Source organism: Thermodesulfobacteriota bacterium (assembly GCA_040757775.1).
Lineage (GTDB): Bacteria > Desulfobacterota > UBA8473 > UBA8473 > UBA8473 > UBA8473.
Genome location: JBFLWQ010000013.1, coordinates 53,071 through 72,606 on the forward strand (window position 1 = coordinate 53,071; position 19,536 = coordinate 72,606).

Consider the following 19,536-nt stretch of genomic DNA (forward strand, 5'->3'; position numbering starts at 1 on the left):
GCATCTAGAGCTTTTTACTGTGCCGTCTGATTTTTGACTTCTTACGGCCTCATCAATCTTATCTTGACTCATTCTTAATCGTATTGAATAACTCGTTAGCCTCCTTAACAGTAGCATTTTCATGAATAATAGCACGCAATGCCTTAATCATTGCTACAGGGTAATCATGCTGCCATATATTCCTTCCCAGATTCACACCCACAGCTCCTTTCTGAATACCATCGTGAACAAACTCGAACACCTCCAGCTCTGTGTCTACTCTGGGTCCACCTGCCATAACCACGGGAACCGGACAACCATTTGTAACCTTTTCGAAATCTTCACACCAGTAGGTTTTTACTACACGCGCCCCCAATTCAGCAGCAATACGACAGCACAGAGCAAGATAGCGGGCATCTCGTTTCTCTAATTCTTTACCGACCGCAGTTACCGCCATTACCGGAATGCCATGTTCTTCGCCATCATCAACAAGCCTTGATAGATTCAGCAGCGATTCTTTTTCATAATTGCTGCCAACAAAGACAGAAATACCCACAGCAGCTGCATTAAGGCGGATGGCCTCTTTCATAGAGGTGGTAATCCCTTCATTAGCCAGGTCCTTCCCAATTACACTGGTGCCTCCGGACACTCTGAGTATTATAGGTTTGATCTGGGTTGGGTCTATTGATGACCGCAATACCCCTCTGGTGACAAAGAGGGCATCACAATAAGGAAGAAGAGGTTTAATAGTCTCACCTGGTTTTTCTAATTTTCTCGTGGGACCCTGAAAATATCCATGATCTATCGGTAAAAACAGACAATGGCCATCAGGTTGAATCAAACGTGCCAGACGGTTCTTTAATCCCCAATCCACCTATACTACCTCCTTTTAGTCCTATTCACTTGTTTTATTACCTAACCGCCACCGGAAAATCGGATATTGTATTCGGCTTTGTTGTTGTAGGGGTCTGCCTCCCTTTTGTCAGTTCCTTTACCCTCTCCGAAAGATACAGGTCAAGCATGTTTATGGTTATCTTGCCCTTACCTGTGTAATCCGCCTTACCGCTTATCCCTTCTACCAGAGCCTTTGTGAACGCTCCATTGTTCCATGCTCGGTCTTCAAGGGAATACTGTTTGCCTGCGGACGAAGCAAATACAACTGCACCGTTTTCTGCACTGGCAAGCTCATTTACTACGCCTGTAATATCAGCTACCCCCCTTCTTGTACCCATCACATTGCCTGAATGGCATGTATCAACAAAGAGCACAGTCTTCCCTGCAAGAGATGCTACTGTGTTTTTTATGTCTGAAAAAGCCACTCCTGTCCTTTTTAACCTTTCTGTATTGGCATTTGCCGGAAGGAAGTAATAAATACCGCTCTGGTCATTTACGCCATGCCCTGCTAAAAAGACCATTGCCACATCCTTGCTCGTCGTCTCCGTTGTAAGCCACTCAAGGCCGTCCAGTATATCGTCTTTTGTTGCCTTCTCATCTGTCATGACTTTTACCACCACTTCCCGATACAGCCTGCTTTTTTGCCCCTGCATTACGTTTCCAAAGTCCCTTGCATCCTTTGCTGCAAAAGATAGGGTTAGATTCTTGTCTTCATATCTGCTAACACCAATGGCAAGAACATACAGCTTTGGCTTGATAACAAACTCCTCCTTTTTTGCGCCGCGCCACTTCACCTTCACCCTTGCAGGCTCACTCACAGAGAACCTATTTTCAGCGATAATGGAGACTTCAGAATCCTTTTCAGGAATAGCAATCCTCACCTCACTAATGTCTTTATCCATGCCAACTATCTTCACGCCCCTCTCTGTTGCAACAGGCCTTCCGTCCACCAGTGCCTTTATGCCTGTTACAGGCTCTCCCGATGGGGTACGGATACTGAATTTGACCGTAATCTCCGGTGTGGAAACCTCTGAACCATCCGCAGGATGGACGATTGTCACTATGGGGGGCAGCATCTTCCCTATAACAACCTCTTGCTTTCCTCTGCCTGACTCTTCATTGGCAAGTCTTATTGCCTCTTCTTCATCCACGGCAGCAAGAACCTTTGCAATCACATCAGGGCGATAATAGGTACTTCTGAACTTCAATAATGGAAAGAAGTCTGCCGAGTTTTCTTTGCCGTTGTTTAAATGCCAACCGATAATATCGTCCGCACCTGCCGATGCATCATAATAGCCTGACGGAGTCCATATAACCCACCTCTTTCTGTCATTATGGGGAAACAACGCCATAAGCTCTTTTCCATCCCTCACCCTGTACCACCTGATTGTCCCATCTCCAAAAGCCACCACTGCCAGTTTGCCATTGCCCGATGTATTTAGAGCCCACGCTGTAGCAGGGGCAGCAACTTTCCATTTCTGATTTCCGGATCTGTCAAAAAGGCGGAGATACCAATCTGTCCCAAGTAAAAAGGTCTGGTTATCAGGCAGCACAGCAAGGCTTCTTGACATCTCATAAAGGTCAAGTTTTAAATTCGTGCCGTTTAGTTTTGGGCTATAGGCATGTTCCCAGTCTGTAACATTGAGACCGCTTACTGATGTGATTGGAGGGTTTAAGATTTGAGACCTTAGAATCGAATTCGGAGATTCAGGGTTTAACTCGAGGAAACGGTCTGGTATGGAGAATCGGGCAGGAGATTTTCCAAACACTTCATAGGCAAACTGCACTGTAGAACCTTCATATGAGGTAAGGAATCCGCTTCGATTATTTCTGTAGTCAGCAATAGCAGGACTCTTGTATATTGCTTTTCTATCGTAGGCATCAAAGATTCCAAAGGCAGGATCATGCGAGCTAAAGACAACTCCTCCACTTTTCAGCGGAAGAATGTGCAGTATGGTATTGTCTGTTGCAGGCAAGTCCACGTATTTTCCCTTCCCCCCGTTTATCCATTTGCGGATTGGGCGTTTGCCTAAAGACCCGTTCCAATAACTTCCACCAGCGTAAAGAGAACCGCCGTCTGATGACCATGATACAGCTACTAAAGAATCCCCGTTTGGAATACCGCTTGAATCGGGCGAATAAAGATATGAAAGGTCATTACTCGAGAGAATATCTACTTTTGGAGAGTCGTCAAATCCTACAGCTATTTTCGAACCATCAGGGGAGAAACTGACACCATAAGGCTTACCACCACCAGGTGACCTCTTTTTTGCAATGAGTCGGAAGCTGTTATCATAGAGGCGGACATAACCATCCCAGGATGTTGTCACAAGCTTGCCGGATATATCAAAATCAGCACCATGTCCGTCGCTGCCGTAATCTCTGTCCTCTCTCACAAGGGAATAGTCAGATGTACGATAAATTCTGATACCATGTGTGCCCCACAGTGATGCAACAATGAACATTCCGTTTTTAGAATAGGCAAGATTAAAAACCGTGGCAGATATTCCACTTATCCTTTTTGTAAGCCTTCCGCTTTCACGGTCAAAGAAATAGATGGAGGCATACATATCATCCCAGTTTTGTCCCGTCCATCCGCCACAGGCAACAGTCCTTCCATCAGGTGACATGGCAACTGTAAAAATCATTCCCTCGTTACCATCGCCAATGGGTGGCCTCAGTATTCGCAAAAGTCTGCCTGTTGATAGTTCCCATACATGGACTGTTTTATCATTCGAACCTGTAGCAATATAGCGATTCTCTGCATCAATGCCAACCCTTCTGATACCAGAAATATGCATGCCTGTATCTATTTTAAGAATCGGGTCTTTTGGAGGCTCGGATGCCATGCTCTTTGTCATGGAAACAAGAAGGCTTAATACAGAGACAAACACAAAAATGACCTTATAATTTAATTTCCTCATATTTAACTCCTTTCCAATGACCACTGGCCACTGTATCTTTTACTTCCCCGTCTTCAGCGTTGCCCTTTCTTCAAAAAACTCAGATGCAGATGTTTTTTGGGTATCAGATTTTTCCACTAATTTAACCCCTCTTGTCCTGGCACCAATATCATCATGCTTTGTCTTTACCTCATAAACTCCACCTATGTCTTTGACATTTATATCGCCCAGCGGAGATGTACTTGCATAAACAGATACACTTTCTTCGCCAAAGGGTGGGTTTACCTCCAGTTCAAACCTGTCATTGCCGGAAGGAATTTCATAAATTACACCACCATTAAAGTAATTTTCTTTCCTGTATGGATTTGGCAATAATTGTAACAACCCTCCTTTGACATCCTTATGCAAAACAACAGCATAAAAAGGCTTATTGCCCTTGATGTAAATCTTTATCTTCTCGCCGTCACCGTATTCCTTCTTATCTGTCCAGATATTAACAACCAACGGAGCAGACGGATCATCCACAAGCTCTTTGGATTTCGAAATCTTTTTCATAGCATTTTCATCAGGTATTACCTCTGCCTTAATCTTTACCTTGTAACAGTCCCCTGCTGATGCATCTTTATACCAGTTCTTTTCAATCTCCTGAATAACCTTTACAGTCGCATTGGAATAGGCTGACACTAAATCCTTTTCAAGTTGAAAGTTCTTAACCTGTGACTCAGTTGTTACGTATGACGATATAAATTCTATTGCCCTTTTCTTTGCATCAGTCATTGCAGCCTGCTCTGTCTGTTTCCTCGACTTATCCTCACCCATGCAGGCATAACCCTCTGATTCGGTGATGGTGGATTGTGTAGCGTAGGTATGGTGGGCAATGCTCACCATAAACAAACCTAAAAATAACATAACAAATATTCTTGCCATATTTCCTCCCTACAATATCTCTTTTTCTTCCAAGAATTTTATTGCTGGTTCAGGCTTGTAGCCTGAACCATACGTTAATGTCCTGGTTACCACACATTAATATCTTGGTTCAATCTACAAGATTCAAAACCGTAATTCTGCTTTTCAACAATATTTTCTTTCTCAAATCTGTCAAAATCCATACCGTATTTGTCTCTGTAGAAATTATCTGTTATCCTCTATCGGGTAAGCTTCCTAATATATTCCCTGCGAAAAACCTCTTTAAGCTCATCCTCTGACATGTTGTCTATCTACTTTTTAAGAATAGTGATCATAAATCACACCACCTCTGTCTTTAAATGCCTAATGGTATAGTCATTTCACTAATTAACCTCAAACTCATCACATTCACTCACCTGTCTTCCCTATCGGAAAAGCCTGCCCGCTTATTGAGATTGTGGGATACTGTACTTTTCTAAATACTTTTTCCGCCAATACAGGCACTTCATTATCCACATAATCAGCGAGCTCGGTTGTTTTTATATAGCCTGACTTGCCCTTATCAGCCTTTCCCTTTAACCCTTCTACAAGCACATAAGTGAACAAACCATGTCCCTGATATCCTTCCACTGCCTCCTGCAAAGATGTGGAAGCAGAAAGAATGGTTGAGCCAACCGCACGGCTCAATATCTTCATTGCAGTGTCCTCACTCATGCCCCTTGTAAGCATTGCGACCTGTATCGCCTCTCCTAAAGCACCCGCGCTGCATGTGTCAATAATGATCAGCTTCTTTGTCGCAGGGATATTGGCTATAAGCTCTTTAAGCATGACCTGAGATAAGGCGTCTGTCTTTAGTTTCTCTGTTCTCGTCGAGCCGACATTTGATGTAATCAAAAAATACTCTCCCTCATCCACTGTGCCATGGCTTGCCACAAAAAATACAAAGACATCATCAGGGTTCAATGATTTATAAGCCGTAAGTTCTTTTATGATGTTTTCATTTGATGTTTGTTCTTTTGTAACAAGTTTTTTTATGTTTACTTTTTCAAAGAGGCCGGCAGTTACTTTTTTGAGCGTGGATTCAAAAAGCTCTGCATCCGGAACAGCATATTTAAGCTGCAACTTCGGGTTTTTGTATTCGTTGATGCCGACTATGAGGGCGTTAAGAGAAGGCTTTGTGAGGGATTTAAATGAGGCGGTTATCTCATGAATCGCGTCCTTGCTCTGCATCGTGTTTTCGGCATTAAATGCGATTGCGCGGATTGTATTTGCACCATTTGTGAGCTTAAGCTTATAGGTTTTTATGACCTCGTTCTTGCTTGTAGGAACTATTTTAACTCCCCTTGCGCTGTCAAGGATGACAGCAGAGCCGTTAAGATAAAGCCGGACATCACCAATCCCTCCGCCTGAATCAACGAGCTTTATATTTACAAAGACTTCATCCTTATTTACGTTAGATGGAGTATTCACAATCTCAACAACAGGAGGCTGTTTCACATCAGCCAATGTCTTAAAGTCTTTTAAAGAACCTCCTGAGAGCGCAAGTTTTACGATATCAGGCCTGAAAAATGCCTCGCGGTAATTTTCAATGCCATAGACATTATTGCCGATGCGGACATTTAAATGCTTATCGCCATTTGATGATGAGTTGTAATAACCTTCAGGCGTAATGACAATCCATTCGCCGTCGGTGAAACTGATGAATTGAGCAACCTCTTTGCCCGTGGAGATATCCCAGATTCTTGTTGTACCGTCAAAGCCTGCGGAAAAAATAAGTTTCCCATCAGGGGAAAAGGCTACGGAATAAACATCGTTTGCATGCCCTTTAAATGTTTTGATTTCATTTTCTTTTTGGACATCCCAGAGCTTGAGTGTGCCGTCTCCCCAACTTCCTGTAACTATAAATTTCCCATCAGAGGAAAAGGCTATAGCACGCACTTTTTCATGCCCTTTAAATATTCTTATCACTTTTCCCGAGATAATATCCCAGAGAGCAGGGTCACTCCAACCGCCTGATACAATATATCGTCCGTCGGGTGAAAATGCGGCGGATTCTATCATATATGTCTGCGAAGTCTTCTCAAATGTCCTTATCTCATTACCGGTTTGAATATCCCAGAGTGTAAGATCCTTATCAACCACTGAAATTGCATATCTGCCATCAGGAGAGATGGACATGGAATCAGCGAAGTAATCATCTTTTTTCTTAAGCATCCTTATCTCTTTCCCTGTTTCGATGTCTGAGAGCGTGATTGTTCTCCAAGCAACAGAAAGAACGTATTTACGGTCAAGGGAAAAGGCTATAGATTTGACCTCGTGACTACTCCCCCCACTAAAAGACTTTATCTCTTTCCCGGTTGCGATCTCCCAGAGCTTGATGATATTATCCTTACTTCCTGAAAGAACAAATCTGCCATCAGGGCTGAACGCTACGGATATGATATTGCGGTCGTCACTATAGATGCTGTCTTCATGCCCTTTGAATGTGCGAATCTCTTTTCCTGTAAATATATCCCAGAGCTTAAGAGTGCGATCCCCCCTACCTGAAACCATATACCTGCCATCTGGTGAAATGGCCAGGGAGAAAACCCTGTCCGTATATCCCGTAAAAGTCCTTATCTCCTTGCCAGACGCAATATCCCAGAGCTTTAGCGTTTTATCCTCGCTTCCTGACAAGACATATTTTCCGTCAGGTGAAATAGCGATTGAAAATACTCTTTGTGAATGCCCCGTAAATGACCTTATTTTGTTTCCAGTCTGAACATCCCAGAGATCGATGGCGTCTTTACGGTCTGTCTCGTTTGCAGCAAAAATATACCTTCCATCAGGGGAAAAGGTTACAGAGTAAATCGCTTTACTGATATTTCCCTCAAAATTTCTTATCTCTTCGCCTGTTGCAATATCCCAGAGCTTAAGAGCGTTCTTACCTCCACTTCCCGAGACCACATACCTTCCGTCAGGGGAAAAGGCGAAAGAATAAACATCATTTTCATGTCCTGTAATTAACGTCCTTATTTCTTTGCCGCTTTCAACTTCCCATAGAGCAATACCTCTTACTCTGCCACTTAGGGAAAGAGAAAGAATATATTTTCCATCAGGAGAGAAGACTGTTTTGCCAGGCGTAGTAAATTTCCTAATCTCTTTACCTGTTGCCACATCCCAGAGCGTGGCGTATGGATAACTGCTTCCGGATAATACATACTTTCCGTCAGGAGAAAAGACTACAGAGTAAATGTAGGGCCCACGCTCTTTAAATGTCCTTATCTCCTTACCGGATGAAATGTCCCAGAGCTTTAGATCATAATTGACGTGATCTGGGCCTTCGGATGCTGATAATGCATATCTCCCGTTAGGAGAAAAGGTGACGGAAATAACCGCATCTGAATGTCCTTTAAATGTTCTTATCTCCCTACCGGACGCAATATCCCAGAGTTTGAGCGTTTTATCGGCACTTCCAGATAATGCATACTTGCCATCAGGGGAAAAGGCGACTGAGAAAACACCACTTATAATTTTATACCCGGCATGTCCAGTCTGCACAAAAATCTCCGGCTTTTCAGAGGCAATCGTAACACACGGCAGGATAAAAAGGATTAGAAAAGTAAAAATTTTAATCCGAAGGGGTGTCTTTCTCATATCTTCCCCTTGTTTATTGATAAAAGAATTTATGCTCAGAGCTTATTTCAATCTTTTATGTTAAGTTTTTCCCTTTTAAGTTTTTCTTTCAGAAAAGCCAAGTCTATTTTATCTTTATCCCTGACCGTATCTTTTAGCCGGATCAAAGCCTCTACATCTAAAACAGGAATCTCATTCCCAAGAACTTCAAACAATACTATATGGTTATGCACACTCTTATAGTCTGCAACCTCACCAATCTTTGCCATTAAGTCTATCGTTGCTCCGTCAGGGGAAATATATCGTATAACTGAATATTCTGTAACATCACTAAGTCTGATTTCATCAATAGACTTATCATTAAAAACCCTGTTCAGTGCATACTTTATTTTTGATATATTCTCTTCAGAACTGTCTACCAGAAAATCTATATCGTTTGTAAGACGGGGGAATCCGTGTATTATTACTGCCCATCCTCCAATAAGGACATATGAAACACCCTCAGAATTAAATGCCTTGCAGATATCAAACAGAGTTCTGTCTATGCTCTTTTCATCAGCCAATTTTCCATTTCCTTTTGGGCGTCTTTGAGAGATTTGTATTTATGAACACCACGAGGAAAATCTTTGACTATTGTCTTTTTAAATATAGTGCTGTTTAAAGAGAAAACCAACTTAAAATAATTATTATCAGGCATAAAATTCCAGAGATTCTTTTCCGCATTTTCAAATGTCTTATATTTTAAAACAGGCATATAGTCACCTCCTGAGCAGAATCTTTTATATTCATAAGGCTGCAAAAAATCTCCGGCTCCTGCTTTCTTCTTCTCGATGATAGCTTGTTGTTCCAACTCTCAACGCTGGTTCAGGCTTGTAGCATGAACCACACATTAATATCTTGTTCAATCTGCAAGATTAAACCAGCGAAGCAGGAAGTCTGTACCCCCCTTCCTTCCCACCTTAAATAAGGAGGGACTCTGGGGGGTTATCTTTTCCTCTTAAGTTTCTGCCCTTCTTCCTCAATACGCTTTCTCTCTTCCATTAAAGCCTTTTTCTGCTCTAATTCTTCACGCTCTTTTCCCAGTCTCTCTTTCTCCTCCTGCAACTTCCTCATCTCTTCGCTGAGTTCGGACGAAGGCAATTCTTCTTTTTTAGGGGATACAACACCGATTGACAGAGCAGACGCAAGTTGAAATACAAAATCCCCTCCCTCATGTCCTGAGTTTCTTATATCATTGTATTCAGGAACCTGCTCTGATTTGCCTGCTACAATAGTCTTTACCCTGCCGTGAAAGAGTTCTTCTGCTGTGAATAAGGGCTTGTCCGCTTCTTTGAGGGCTTTTACGAGCGCTGCTGCAAAGACCGAGTTATTGCCACCTCCGCTGTCTGCCACAGGCTCGTTGCCTCCACTTGCCATAAGGGTTCTGGAGGTTCTCTCCATCATCTTTTTTATGAACTCGTCTCTAGCACCTTTTGTTGAAAGGTCTCCTGCCGCAGCCCTTGTGAGTGTACCTGAATAGCATGAATCCGATACGATGAGGATGTGTTTGGAGGCAATCCGCTTGATGTTGTCTGTTATGTCTGTTGCGCTAATCCAGTCAACAGGGTCGTCCCTTTGCGCATCCACAGGAAGCCAGTATGCCCTGTCTGCTGTCTTATCAAATTCTCCGTGCCCTGCATAGTAAATCAAGAGGTTGTCTTTTGATGAGAGTTTTTTCCTGAAGTCGTTTATGGTTGAAAGTATGTCTTTTCTCCGCGCATCTATGAGGAGTTTTGTCTCAAAGCCGTATTGGTTTCTTAATATCTCATTAACTGCCTTTGCGTCTGCTACTGGGGTCTTGAGTTTTGGCAGGTGTTTGTAGCTTTGATTTCCTATGATGATGGCAAAGTATTTGCTGTAGGCAACTGTCGTGATTTCAGTGCCTTCCCTGGGATTTACTGTAACACTGCGGTCATCGGCATGAACCAAACCGATGGACGCAGCCCAGCCTGTGATAACGATTGCAAAAAGCAGAAAAAGGAATTTTTGTGTTTTCATAACTTCACCCCCCTTGAGGCTGTGTCACAATTAGGATATAAAGGGAAAATGTAATGCTGCCCTGAATCAAGTTCAGGGTATTTCAGCATCTAATAAAATCAATACGTTATGAGCCCCTGAAACGAATTCAGGGTGGCAAAATATGTATTAACAGTCTCATTGTCCTAAAAGTTTATAGCAAAGACAACGATGCCTGTTATTATTACAGTACATTATCATAACTTTTTTTATTTTGCAACCACCAGCGGAAAATCCATTCCCCTTGAATCTACAACAGGATACTGTGCCTCCTGTTTGTATTTTTTTGTTATATCTGGAAGCTGTTCCTCAACATATCCCATAAGCTTACGGACAGTCACTGTCTCGCTTCCGCCTGCTGCCTTACCTTTCAGTCCTTCAAGAAGCGTATACGTGAATACCCCATGTCCAAGGTCCTTCACTTCTGCTGCAAACTGGTCTTTTGTTGACGCCGCTATTATATGCACCCCTGTTGACCTTGATAACTGCGATAGTGCCTTCCTGTCTTCAAATCCCCTGAATGCCACAAGCACAGCCCCTGATTTGCAGGCATCAACAAGCACCAGTATCTTCTGTGCCTTTATGTCCTTTATGTATCTTGCCAGTTCATCTGATGCTATCCCTTTTGTTTTAACTTCGTCTTCCCTTTCGGGATAGACAAGCTCATGGGGAATTAAATACCATTTATCTTCTATGTTCTCTCCATGCCCTGCAAGGTATATCAATACTACATCCTGCGGCTGGGTGTTCTGCAATTGTCTGAGTTTTGAGGCTATCCCCTCCTTTGTTGCCTGCTCATTGTAAATTTCAATAATCTCAATATCTTTAAACAGCCCCTTACCTTTCTGTTTAAAAAAATCAACAATGCCTCTTGCATCTGGTTCTGCATAGTTAAGGTTAAGGGCAGGATTTTTGTATTTGTTTATGCCTACTGCAAGGATATACATGGATACATCCTTTTGCGGGGCTGTAAGTTTTACAATAAGTTCGTAGGGATTTGACTCTGTCCTGTCCTTGCTGAATGCCGTTGCCCTGAATGTGTTAAGTCCATCAACGAGGGCAACTGTGTATGTCTTTATTGTCTCATTTCCCTTTGGAACAATCTTTACAGCCCTCGTGTCTTCGCCTATTGCCTTTCCGTTATGATAGAGCCTTATCTCATCAATGCCTCCGCCTGTGTCCTTTGCGGAAACCGTAATTGTCACGGTGTCTGTGCTGAATTCCTTATTCGGTTCAGGGGAGGTAATCTTTACATCAGGAGGAGGTAAGATTCCCTTCCTCATATCTGCTACTGCCTCAATCTTTTTGCCCTGCAATACAGAGGCCACATAAACAGGATTAAAGAACTTTTCATAAAAATTATCTATGGAATAGACGTTGTTGCCAACACGAACATTTAAGTGCTTTGCTCCACCCGGAGAGGCGTTGAAATAGCCTTCCGGCGTAATGACAATCCACTCGCCGTCGGTAAAGCTAATGAACTGAGCAATTTCTTTGCCTGTGGAAATGTCCCAGAAGCGGGTCGTGCCGTCATAGCTGTTTGACAAAAAATGTCTGGCGTCCAGAGTAAAGGCAAGAGAATTCACCCCGCCTCTATGCCCTCCGAATAGTTTAATTTCTTTGCCTGTGGCAATATCCCAAAGCGTAATGACATTGTCTTCATAGGGGTCTGATGACAAAATATACTTTCCATCCGGAGAAAATATTGTTATGCAACTTGTACGAGTTCTAAAATCAGAATGTTCTAATACCTTTATTTTTCTGCCATCTGCTGCACTATAAATAACCGGGCTCTTGTTGACCGAATCTCCTAAAAGGATAAGTTTCCCATCGGGAGAAAAATTAAGCGATTCAGCTACTATATTGTCTAACGTAACGACCCAAATCCTGGCACCGCTATTTATATCCCAAAGGATTAAGGTAGCTTTTTCTTCTTTTCCCATCCCGCGTCCGCTGGAAATTATATATCTGCCGTCCAGAGAAAAACCGATCGCATCTGTCCCAGGAAAATTGGCATGGGCTTTAAATGTCATTTTAATGTTACCGTTAAAGATGTCCCATAATTTTAACGTTCCTTCAAAATCACTCAGGATATATCTGCCTTCGGGAGAAAAGATTGTTTTGCTTAGACTCAAATCTGCCTGCTCCGCTGGAAATACTACATTGCTTTTACCTGTTCTAATATCAAAGAGCAGTTTGTGTTCCTTTGCCAATGCATTTTTGCCGTCAGGGGAAAGCAACAGATATGATTTGTCTACACCCTGAATTGTAGTTACGATATTGCCGGTTGTGGTATCCCAGAGATTTGTGCCTGAAAGCACCAGATTATTTGCCGGAGAGTAGCCAAATGCCCTCTCTGTTATGGTCTTTCCGGAAAATGATCGTATTTCCTTTGCTGTCGAAATATCCCAAAGTTTGAGCCCGCCATTCCACTGGCCGGTTAAAATATATTTCCTGTCAGGAGAAAAATTTGCTGTCAAAACACCGCTAGCAAGATCCTCAGATGACCAGGCTTTTCTGCCGGTTGTGGTCTCTTCGAGATGAAGCACATATCTCTCGACTTTCTGATTATTTTCTGCCCAGAGAATATGCTTCCCATCCGGAGAAAACATTGCAAATGCAGGATCATTTTTCCCGTATTTATGTATATTCCGGATTAATTTCCCGCTTTTGTAATCGAAAAGCTTAAGCTCTTGATTCAAATTATTGTCATATTCTGGGAAGATTACAAATCTGCCATCATCTGTAATATCTATTGGCTCTTCGCCTTGGATTTTTATCTTTTGTGCTCCCCTTATCTCTCTTAATAATTTGCCGGAAGATGCATCCCAAATTTTTACAAGTCCGTTCTCGTAAATAGAAGCTGCATATTTGTTGTTACGAGACAGCGTAATATTATTAGTGACATTTCTTTCCCGGTTTTGAAAAGTCTTTATCCTGTTTCCGGTAATGGCATCTAATAGATTGATTTCATCATCTTTCACAGGATTCGCTGTTAAAACATACTTGTTATCTTTAGAAAGAGAATAGACAATATTAGGCTGAGAGAGTGGAATCGTTTCAATCTCTTTGCCCGTATTAATATCCCAAATTTTAAGAGTGTTCCGACCAATATCGCCATCAATCGAGATAATCGATTTGCCGTCTGGGGAAATACCAACATGTCTTATTGTAGCGTCATGGCCAACCAATGTTCTGATCTCTCTCCCCGTGATGACATCCCAAATTTTTATCATTTTGCCTTCACCAGATAAGGCATATCTACCATCAGAAGAAAAGGCGACGGTGTTTATCCTTTGTGAATGCCCCAACTGCACAAAAATCTCGGGCACCTGCTTACTGCCTGCTGGGGCAAGCTTTTCAGAGGCAGAGACAGGGGTGATTGACAGTATGGGAATAATCCAAAATCCGACCGTTAAAAAGCGCAGTAAACTCATAAATCTAAACATATCCCTCCCAAGAAAATTTTTCCAGCCGTATAATTTTTTCATTTTATCAATGGTTCAAAAGAGTTTAAAACCTTTTCAAATATCCCTTCAATACTTTTTACAATATCAGGAGATGCCCTGTAGTTCAATACATAAAAACCCTTCTCGGCAGGGATTACAATGTATCTTTCTATTACCGTAACTTTCTTTGAAGGCGGGGCAATTTCATACATGATGCCTTCCTTGAAATCAGGCAGATCAAAAGGCAGCAGAATAAGTTCAAATGTTTCAATCTCAAATTTTTTAGCCTATCTTCCTGCCACTGCCGTATTTGTTAATATAGACATCTTTTTCTGGGGCGAGGCGTGTGAAAGTTCCTGTTTTGAGGTTGATATATCTCTCATAACTTTTAAAAAACTGTCCGTACTCATAATACAAAACGGAGATTGTCAGGCGGGCATCGTCTTTATTATGCGGTCCGGAAAGCTCTACTCCGTATACCTTATCCCCTGTTTTTGTGTAAGCGTGTGAAAAATTCTTTTCTTCCTTGTCCCATCCTTTAGGGATCAATACAATAAAAAAATTACCTTCTGATATGTACTTTTCATAAACAATATTCTTGGGGTTTACAGGACTTTCAGGCTTTTCCTCTGCCTGCACAGAGAAGGCATAAAAGAAAAGCGATATCAATATCACCAAGCCTGACAAAATGTTACTTTTCATCTTGATCCTCCAATTTTTCATCACCTATATTCCAAAACATACAGCGTATCGTCTTTCTTTTTGAATGCCTTTAAGAGTTCAAAACCATCGTATCTAATTAAGCCACTGGGTGTCTTTATAGTAAGTTCTCCAACATCAAATCTATGAGCAAACCTTTCATCAGGACCAGTATATGTACAGCATATTTTAGCTACTTTAATAGCCTCACCAGGCGCTAAAGTGACCTCCAATTCGCATTTATCTTTATCGTATCTATATTCGTCTGGCTGAAGTGTTCTGCAATCATCCTCTTTACCTTTACAGACTCTGGGTAATTCCTTTGATTCTTCAAAGTAACAGATAGTTTCTTGGGTTTTTGGATTTTTATACTGCTTGTATCGGTAAGTTACCACGATTGGCTTATCGGACTTGTTTGCAACATAAAAACTCGTTAGCCAGGAACAGGATACAAGAGAAAGGACTAAAGCAAATGTTATAAGCATTATAAGCATTCTATTCATAGAACACCTCCAGATAATTTATATCAGAAAAATAAAGGGGACGGTTCTATTTATTATCCCTATCTTCTTGTTCGCAGCATTTTCCATTTAATTAGAACCGTCCCCTTTTATACCTTTTATACTCTTTATCCGCAATATTACTAAGCCTTTAACCGTTCCTCGTATTTCTTCCACATACACTGAGTATTTATCCATTATTATTTTTTGCCCCGCATGAACCTTAAAGTCCTTTTCTTGCGGGGGATTCCCTTCAACAAATAATGTCAGTATAGCTATTAAACCATGCTTTTTTATGCCAGCCTCATCAAGATAATCAGCTTTAATTATATTTGTGACACCTAGTCGGAGTTTATAGAAAGTGCCGACATTTCCCTGCTTTATTTGGATAACCTCACCTCCAGATCCAGGTACTTTTTCTGCTCGAACACAGCTAGCAGTATTATGCGGTCCGGAAAGCTCTACTCCGTATACCTTATCCCCTGTTTTTGTGTAAGCGTGTGAAAAATTCTTTTCTTCCTTGTCCCATCCTTTAGGGATCAATACAATAAAAAAAATAAACAGAAGCATTATTCTTATGAAATACTTTGCTGTTTTCATATTAACCCTCTTCCTTCTATTTTAAAATCACAAGAGGGAAATTCATTCCCTTTGAATCTACCACAGGGAATTGCGCCTCCTGCTTGTATTTCCAGTTACATCCTCCTACTCAGTCATACCCGTTAACTGAAAGGCTGCCCAGAAGTACTGCTGTTCATACTGTTTTTTTATCGTTAACTGTGCATCTCTCAATACATCACGCTTATTTGTTTTTCTTAACCTTAAGTTTGAATAATATTTTTTCTCATCACATGTTTTTATTTAATTATCAGTTGCTATTCAGTATCTTTATTTTCAGCCTCTATTACCTGAGAGCCTTTATAATGTTTATCACTATTGATGCTAAAATAACAAGACCGATAAATATTATAGCGGTCATCATAAACCAGTGAGGGACAAACCTTACGGACTCAGGCTCGGGCTTGACCGCACTCCTCTTTGAAAGAGCCTTGAACACTGAGGTTATGAATGGAACCCCGAAGAGCAGTCCAAAGCCTGTAAATAGAAAAGCCCCGTTGCTGCCTGTTCTGAATGCAAGATATGCCATATAAAAACTGAACACGGCGCAGAAACCGAAAACAATTATGCCAACCCATATTCCCATCATCAATCTCTTTTTACAGAGTTAGTTTAAATTATACACAGCACTGTCCTTCCCGAAATTGATAATAAGCGGCGTCTGCTGTTGCCCTATCTTCTTTGATATCTCTGTTGTTGATGTCTTTGAGTATTCTCCAAGCTCAACAAGGCTTATACTGTTGTCTTTGTTCCTGTCTGCCTCTTTTTTGTTGTTCAGTCCGTCAAGAAGTGTGTATGTGAATAACCCGTTCCCCTGGTATCCGTCCATTGCCTGCTGGATTGAGCTAGCTGATGCATATATGTGAAGCCCCATCTTTTTTGCCAATACAGACATGCGGGCATCATACAGTCCACTCACAATTAAGTCCACACCTCCTGCATGGCATGTGTCAAAGATAAAGAGTTGTGATAAGGACTTTATCTTCTTCGACATCTCCACAATTTCATTTGAGCTTATCATATTCGCGTCGCTTACTTTTCCGTCATATTCATATGTGAGCATGTAGTACTGGTTCTGAAGTAATATCCCATGCCCTGCAACGAAAAGGACAAAGCTGTCGGTCGGCTTTACATTTTTTGAAAGGTCAGTGATTTTGTTGATTATATTTGCCTTTGTGGCATTGCTGTCTGTAAGTAGTTCGTAGTGGATGTTGTGGGACTTGTATAATGTTGATGCCTGTTTTATCAACCTTTCTTCTATGTCTTTTGAGTCTTTTACTGCGTATTTGAGGTTTACGCTGTTATCTTTATATTGGTCTACACCTATTGAAAGGATGTAGATGTGCGGTTCTTCAGGTTTCATTGTTGAGTTGAATTTTGCTGTCTGCATGTAGCTCTGGACTGTGTTATCTCTGTTGAATGCTGTTATGCTTATCTCGTTTTCCCCTGATATTGCATCTATCTCCTTACAGTCATTAAAAACATCCCCTTTTGTCCTGGTTGTTACAGGGCTAATGTCAGCCTTTTCTTTTACCTTTACGCTTCTCATGTCTTCGTAGATTGCCTTGCTGTCGAGTTTTGCAACCTGGGTCTTTTCTGTAGCTGTTCTGGCTGCTTCTTTGTAGTATCCGTCTGATTCTATGAGTTTCCCGTTATGAAAGAGCCTGACTTCTCCTATTCCTCCTCCTGTGCTCTTTACTTTATAACAGACTTTTACTTTTGAAGAAGCTGGCAAGGGTGAGATAGGGCTTATCTCAACAACAGGCGGTGGGTTCTTTATTGCATCCTGCATCGTGATTGTGGTTAAGTCTTTTATGTCATCTCCCCTCAACTTGGCAGCAACAATGTCCGGGCGGTAGAAGACGTCATAGAAAAGGTTCATATCGTATTTCTTGTCACCTACCTTCACGCTCAGATACTGCGCTCCTTTTTCGGAGGCATTGTAGTAACCTTCTGATGTAATTACCAACCATTCACCACCCTCAAAGCCTATAAGCACTGCTATTTCCTCACCTGTTTTGATATCATAAATTCTCACTGCAGGTTCACTCCACGAAAATAAAACATATTGGCAGTTGGGATGATACTGTGCTTTTCCAATACTCGCAGTTTTCATTCCTTTCCATATATAGCTAAGATCTGTCAACCCCTTCCCCGTTTGAATATCCCAAATTTTTAGTGGAATGCCCTCAATCAATACATGCTTCCCGTCAGGAGAAAGAGCAAGACCGGACACGTACACAGACATATAGCTTTCAAATCCTGAAAATCGCCTAACTTCATCGCCCGTCTTGATGTCCAAGAGCATGACATTATCGTCGTGCCAGCCGCTTGTCAGCGCATAACTGCCGTCAGGAGTAAAAGCGACAGCACTAACTCCCCCCATTAATCCTCTTTTATGTCCACGGAACTGCTTTATTTCTTTTCCTGTTTCAACATCCCACAATCGGACTACACCATCCGGACCTCCTGAAAGAATGAACTTCCCATCCGGGGAAAATGCTGCGACTGCAGAGGAAAAATATGGCATGGAGGGAACAAATGGTCTGAAAGGGGGTTTCTGATAATCAGAACTCATTGTCCTGACTATACTCCATGTTTTTGTGTCAATTAGATGAATATCATTTCCTGTGGTGGCAAGCAAATATCTTCCATCAGGAGAAAAATTCACACCACTGACTATTGAACCACGCAACTCTTTAAAATCTTTCAATAAGACACCATTAACAATATCCCATATTTCAAGAACACTTGCCTTATTTCCTTGCCAACCATGTATAGCCCATCCACCTATCGCAGAATATCTACTGTCAGGAGATAGAGCAACAGAGTCTATCCATTTGGACAAGGAAGGTTTCATCAGAAGCTGCTTTCCCTCGGTCAGATCCCATAGTCGCATTGAAGCCATCTTTGGTGATAAAACATCCCCCATAGTCCCGGTTAGCATATATTTTCCATCTTTTGAAACATACAACGTCTCTATGCCGTAAGCATCTTTCTTGAGTTCCATCTTAATATCGCTCTGCTTCAAATAAATCTCTGGTACTGCTGTTGCCATTGTGCATGAAGTAAGAAAAATCAGCGAAATAACAACCAGGATTCTCGGCAGTGTCATTTCGTCAAATACCTTCATCTCACCCTCCTCCAATGTCCTTTATTACTGGCCGGTCTGAAAGTTTTGCCATTCTATTTCACGGGAAGATTTTTGATACGATACTCTGTCTCATCTATTGATACAATTGCTCCTTCAGTAAGTTCACCTTCAATTCGAGGCAACACCTGTTATCAGAAGTCCTGTAATCATATCTGGTTTGGCATTAGCGACACGCAATGAAATAACACTCGGCCAGTTAAGTCCGCTTTGAGCGATAATTGCAAAAAAATCCAGATCCTGCGTAATGATTACAGCCTGTTCCTGATATGCCAGTTGAATAATCTCATCGTCGGAAGCTGTTGCAGGAAGTTTATCTGTAACGCGAATAATGTCATACCCGTTCTTTTTCAATTCATTAACGGTAAGAGGAGAGATGTGTATATCTGTTATGAACTTTAATTCCATATCATTTACTCAGCATAAGCATGAATAGGATGATGATACTCCCCTGCAAGCCACGCTGCATACTCAATAGTTTGAAGAATGTCTTCTCTCTCGAGTTCCGGATATGCCTTCAGGACTTCCTCATGGGTCATGCCAGAGGCAAGCAATTTTAGCACAAAGGCAACAGTAATAAGCATTCCCCTTATCGTGGGCTGCCCCATGCAGACTTCTGAATTTATGGTTATACGATTGAATGGCCGAGTCATTGTAGTTCACCTTCCTTTAAATTTGTGTGCATTATGTCATTTAGGTGATTATAAACTAACTGAAAAAAATATTGGGCTTTTTATCATTGCTTTCATCTCAAATTATATACATCA

General features: G+C 41.6%; 16 protein-coding genes. All 16 read right to left on the reverse strand.

Going from position 1 to position 19,536, the window contains the following annotated elements; genetic code table 11:
- Positions 1 to 58: 58 nt before the first annotated feature.
- Positions 59 to 853 (reverse strand): 3-hydroxy-5-phosphonooxypentane-2,4-dione thiolase, encoded by a 795-nt coding sequence (lsrF, locus tag AB1401_09360; GenBank protein MEW6615658.1) that lies wholly within the window; start codon positions 851 to 853, stop codon positions 59 to 61.
- Between the two features lie 37 nt (positions 854 to 890).
- Positions 891 to 3,797: a caspase family protein gene (locus tag AB1401_09365; protein ID MEW6615659.1), complete on the reverse strand. Its 2,907-nt coding sequence runs from the start codon at positions 3,795 to 3,797 to the stop codon at positions 891 to 893.
- 39 nt (positions 3,798 to 3,836) lie between these two features.
- Positions 3,837 to 4,703 (reverse strand): DUF4384 domain-containing protein, encoded by an 867-nt coding sequence (locus AB1401_09370; GenBank protein MEW6615660.1) that lies wholly within the window; start codon positions 4,701 to 4,703, stop codon positions 3,837 to 3,839.
- Between the two features lie 387 nt (positions 4,704 to 5,090).
- Positions 5,091 to 8,318, reverse strand: coding sequence for a caspase family protein (locus tag AB1401_09375; GenBank protein ID MEW6615661.1), 3,228 nt, complete (start codon positions 8,316 to 8,318; stop codon positions 5,091 to 5,093).
- Between the two features lie 47 nt (positions 8,319 to 8,365).
- Entirely contained in the window at positions 8,366 to 8,860 is a 495-nt protein-coding gene (locus AB1401_09380) for a nucleotidyl transferase AbiEii/AbiGii toxin family protein (GenBank protein ID MEW6615662.1), read from the reverse strand.
- Positions 8,839 to 9,051: a hypothetical protein gene (locus AB1401_09385; protein ID MEW6615663.1), complete on the reverse strand. Its 213-nt coding sequence runs from the start codon at positions 9,049 to 9,051 to the stop codon at positions 8,839 to 8,841. The genes AB1401_09380 and AB1401_09385 overlap by 22 nt, the downstream gene beginning before the upstream one ends.
- A 230-nt stretch (positions 9,052 to 9,281) precedes the next feature.
- Positions 9,282 to 10,334, reverse strand: a complete 1,053-nt coding sequence (locus tag AB1401_09390) for a caspase family protein (GenBank protein MEW6615664.1) — start codon at positions 10,332 to 10,334, stop codon at positions 9,282 to 9,284.
- A 227-nt stretch (positions 10,335 to 10,561) separates the two neighbouring features.
- Entirely contained in the window at positions 10,562 to 13,801 is a 3,240-nt protein-coding gene (locus AB1401_09395) for a caspase family protein (GenBank protein MEW6615665.1), read from the reverse strand.
- A gap of 38 nt (positions 13,802 to 13,839) precedes the next feature.
- Positions 13,840 to 14,013, reverse strand: coding sequence for a hypothetical protein (locus tag AB1401_09400; GenBank protein MEW6615666.1), 174 nt, complete (start codon positions 14,011 to 14,013; stop codon positions 13,840 to 13,842).
- 70 nt (positions 14,014 to 14,083) lie between these two features.
- Entirely contained in the window at positions 14,084 to 14,503 is a 420-nt protein-coding gene (locus tag AB1401_09405) for a hypothetical protein (protein ID MEW6615667.1), read from the reverse strand.
- A 20-nt stretch (positions 14,504 to 14,523) separates the two neighbouring features.
- Positions 14,524 to 15,003 carry a hypothetical protein gene (locus AB1401_09410; GenBank protein ID MEW6615668.1) on the reverse strand — a complete coding sequence of 160 codons (480 nt, stop codon included), beginning with the start codon at positions 15,001 to 15,003 and terminating at the stop codon, positions 14,524 to 14,526.
- Between the two features lie 87 nt (positions 15,004 to 15,090).
- Positions 15,091 to 15,600, reverse strand: a complete 510-nt coding sequence (locus AB1401_09415) for a hypothetical protein (GenBank protein ID MEW6615669.1) — start codon at positions 15,598 to 15,600, stop codon at positions 15,091 to 15,093.
- A 304-nt stretch (positions 15,601 to 15,904) separates the two neighbouring features.
- Positions 15,905 to 16,207 carry a hypothetical protein gene (locus AB1401_09420; protein ID MEW6615670.1) on the reverse strand — a complete coding sequence of 101 codons (303 nt, stop codon included), beginning with the start codon at positions 16,205 to 16,207 and terminating at the stop codon, positions 15,905 to 15,907.
- Positions 16,208 to 16,225: 18 nt separating this feature from the next.
- Positions 16,226 to 18,751 (reverse strand): caspase family protein, encoded by a 2,526-nt coding sequence (locus tag AB1401_09425; protein MEW6615671.1) that lies wholly within the window; start codon positions 18,749 to 18,751, stop codon positions 16,226 to 16,228.
- A gap of 129 nt (positions 18,752 to 18,880) precedes the next feature.
- Positions 18,881 to 19,177: a DUF5615 family PIN-like protein gene (locus AB1401_09430; GenBank protein MEW6615672.1), complete on the reverse strand. Its 297-nt coding sequence runs from the start codon at positions 19,175 to 19,177 to the stop codon at positions 18,881 to 18,883.
- A gap of 5 nt (positions 19,178 to 19,182) precedes the next feature.
- The gene (locus AB1401_09435; GenBank protein MEW6615673.1) at positions 19,183 to 19,422 is read right to left on the reverse strand and encodes a DUF433 domain-containing protein; all 240 of its coding nucleotides are present in this window, start codon (positions 19,420 to 19,422) and stop codon (positions 19,183 to 19,185) included.
- Between the last annotated feature and the right edge of the window lie 114 nt (positions 19,423 to 19,536).

What these genes read in the sequence shown, in the direction of transcription:
- AB1401_09390 (MEW6615664.1), bottom strand. Translation starts at nt 10,334, where the DNA reads ATGAAAACACAAAAATTCCTTTTTCTGCTTTTTGCAATCGTTATCACA.
- AB1401_09420 (MEW6615670.1), bottom strand. Translation starts at nt 16,207, where the DNA reads ATGATGGGAATATGGGTTGGCATAATTGTTTTCGGTTTCTGCGCCGTG.
- AB1401_09375 (MEW6615661.1), bottom strand. Translation starts at nt 8,318, where the DNA reads ATGAGAAAGACACCCCTTCGGATTAAAATTTTTACTTTTCTAATCCTT.
- AB1401_09365 (MEW6615659.1), bottom strand. Translation starts at nt 3,797, where the DNA reads ATGAGGAAATTAAATTATAAGGTCATTTTTGTGTTTGTCTCTGTATTA.
- AB1401_09405 (MEW6615667.1), bottom strand. Translation starts at nt 14,503, where the DNA reads ATGAAAAGTAACATTTTGTCAGGCTTGGTGATATTGATATCGCTTTTC.
- AB1401_09435 (MEW6615673.1), bottom strand. Translation starts at nt 19,422, where the DNA reads ATGACTCGGCCATTCAATCGTATAACCATAAATTCAGAAGTCTGCATG.
- AB1401_09370 (MEW6615660.1), bottom strand. Translation starts at nt 4,703, where the DNA reads ATGGCAAGAATATTTGTTATGTTATTTTTAGGTTTGTTTATGGTGAGC.
- AB1401_09385 (MEW6615663.1), bottom strand. Translation starts at nt 9,051, where the DNA reads ATGCCTGTTTTAAAATATAAGACATTTGAAAATGCGGAAAAGAATCTC.
- AB1401_09395 (MEW6615665.1), bottom strand. Translation starts at nt 13,801, where the DNA reads ATGTTTAGATTTATGAGTTTACTGCGCTTTTTAACGGTCGGATTTTGG.
- AB1401_09425 (MEW6615671.1), bottom strand. Translation starts at nt 18,751, where the DNA reads ATGAAGGTATTTGACGAAATGACACTGCCGAGAATCCTGGTTGTTATT.
- AB1401_09415 (MEW6615669.1), bottom strand. Translation starts at nt 15,600, where the DNA reads ATGAAAACAGCAAAGTATTTCATAAGAATAATGCTTCTGTTTATTTTT.
- AB1401_09430 (MEW6615672.1), bottom strand. Translation starts at nt 19,177, where the DNA reads ATGGAATTAAAGTTCATAACAGATATACACATCTCTCCTCTTACCGTT.
- AB1401_09400 (MEW6615666.1), bottom strand. Translation starts at nt 14,013, where the DNA reads ATGTATGAAATTGCCCCGCCTTCAAAGAAAGTTACGGTAATAGAAAGA.
- AB1401_09410 (MEW6615668.1), bottom strand. Translation starts at nt 15,003, where the DNA reads ATGAATAGAATGCTTATAATGCTTATAACATTTGCTTTAGTCCTTTCT.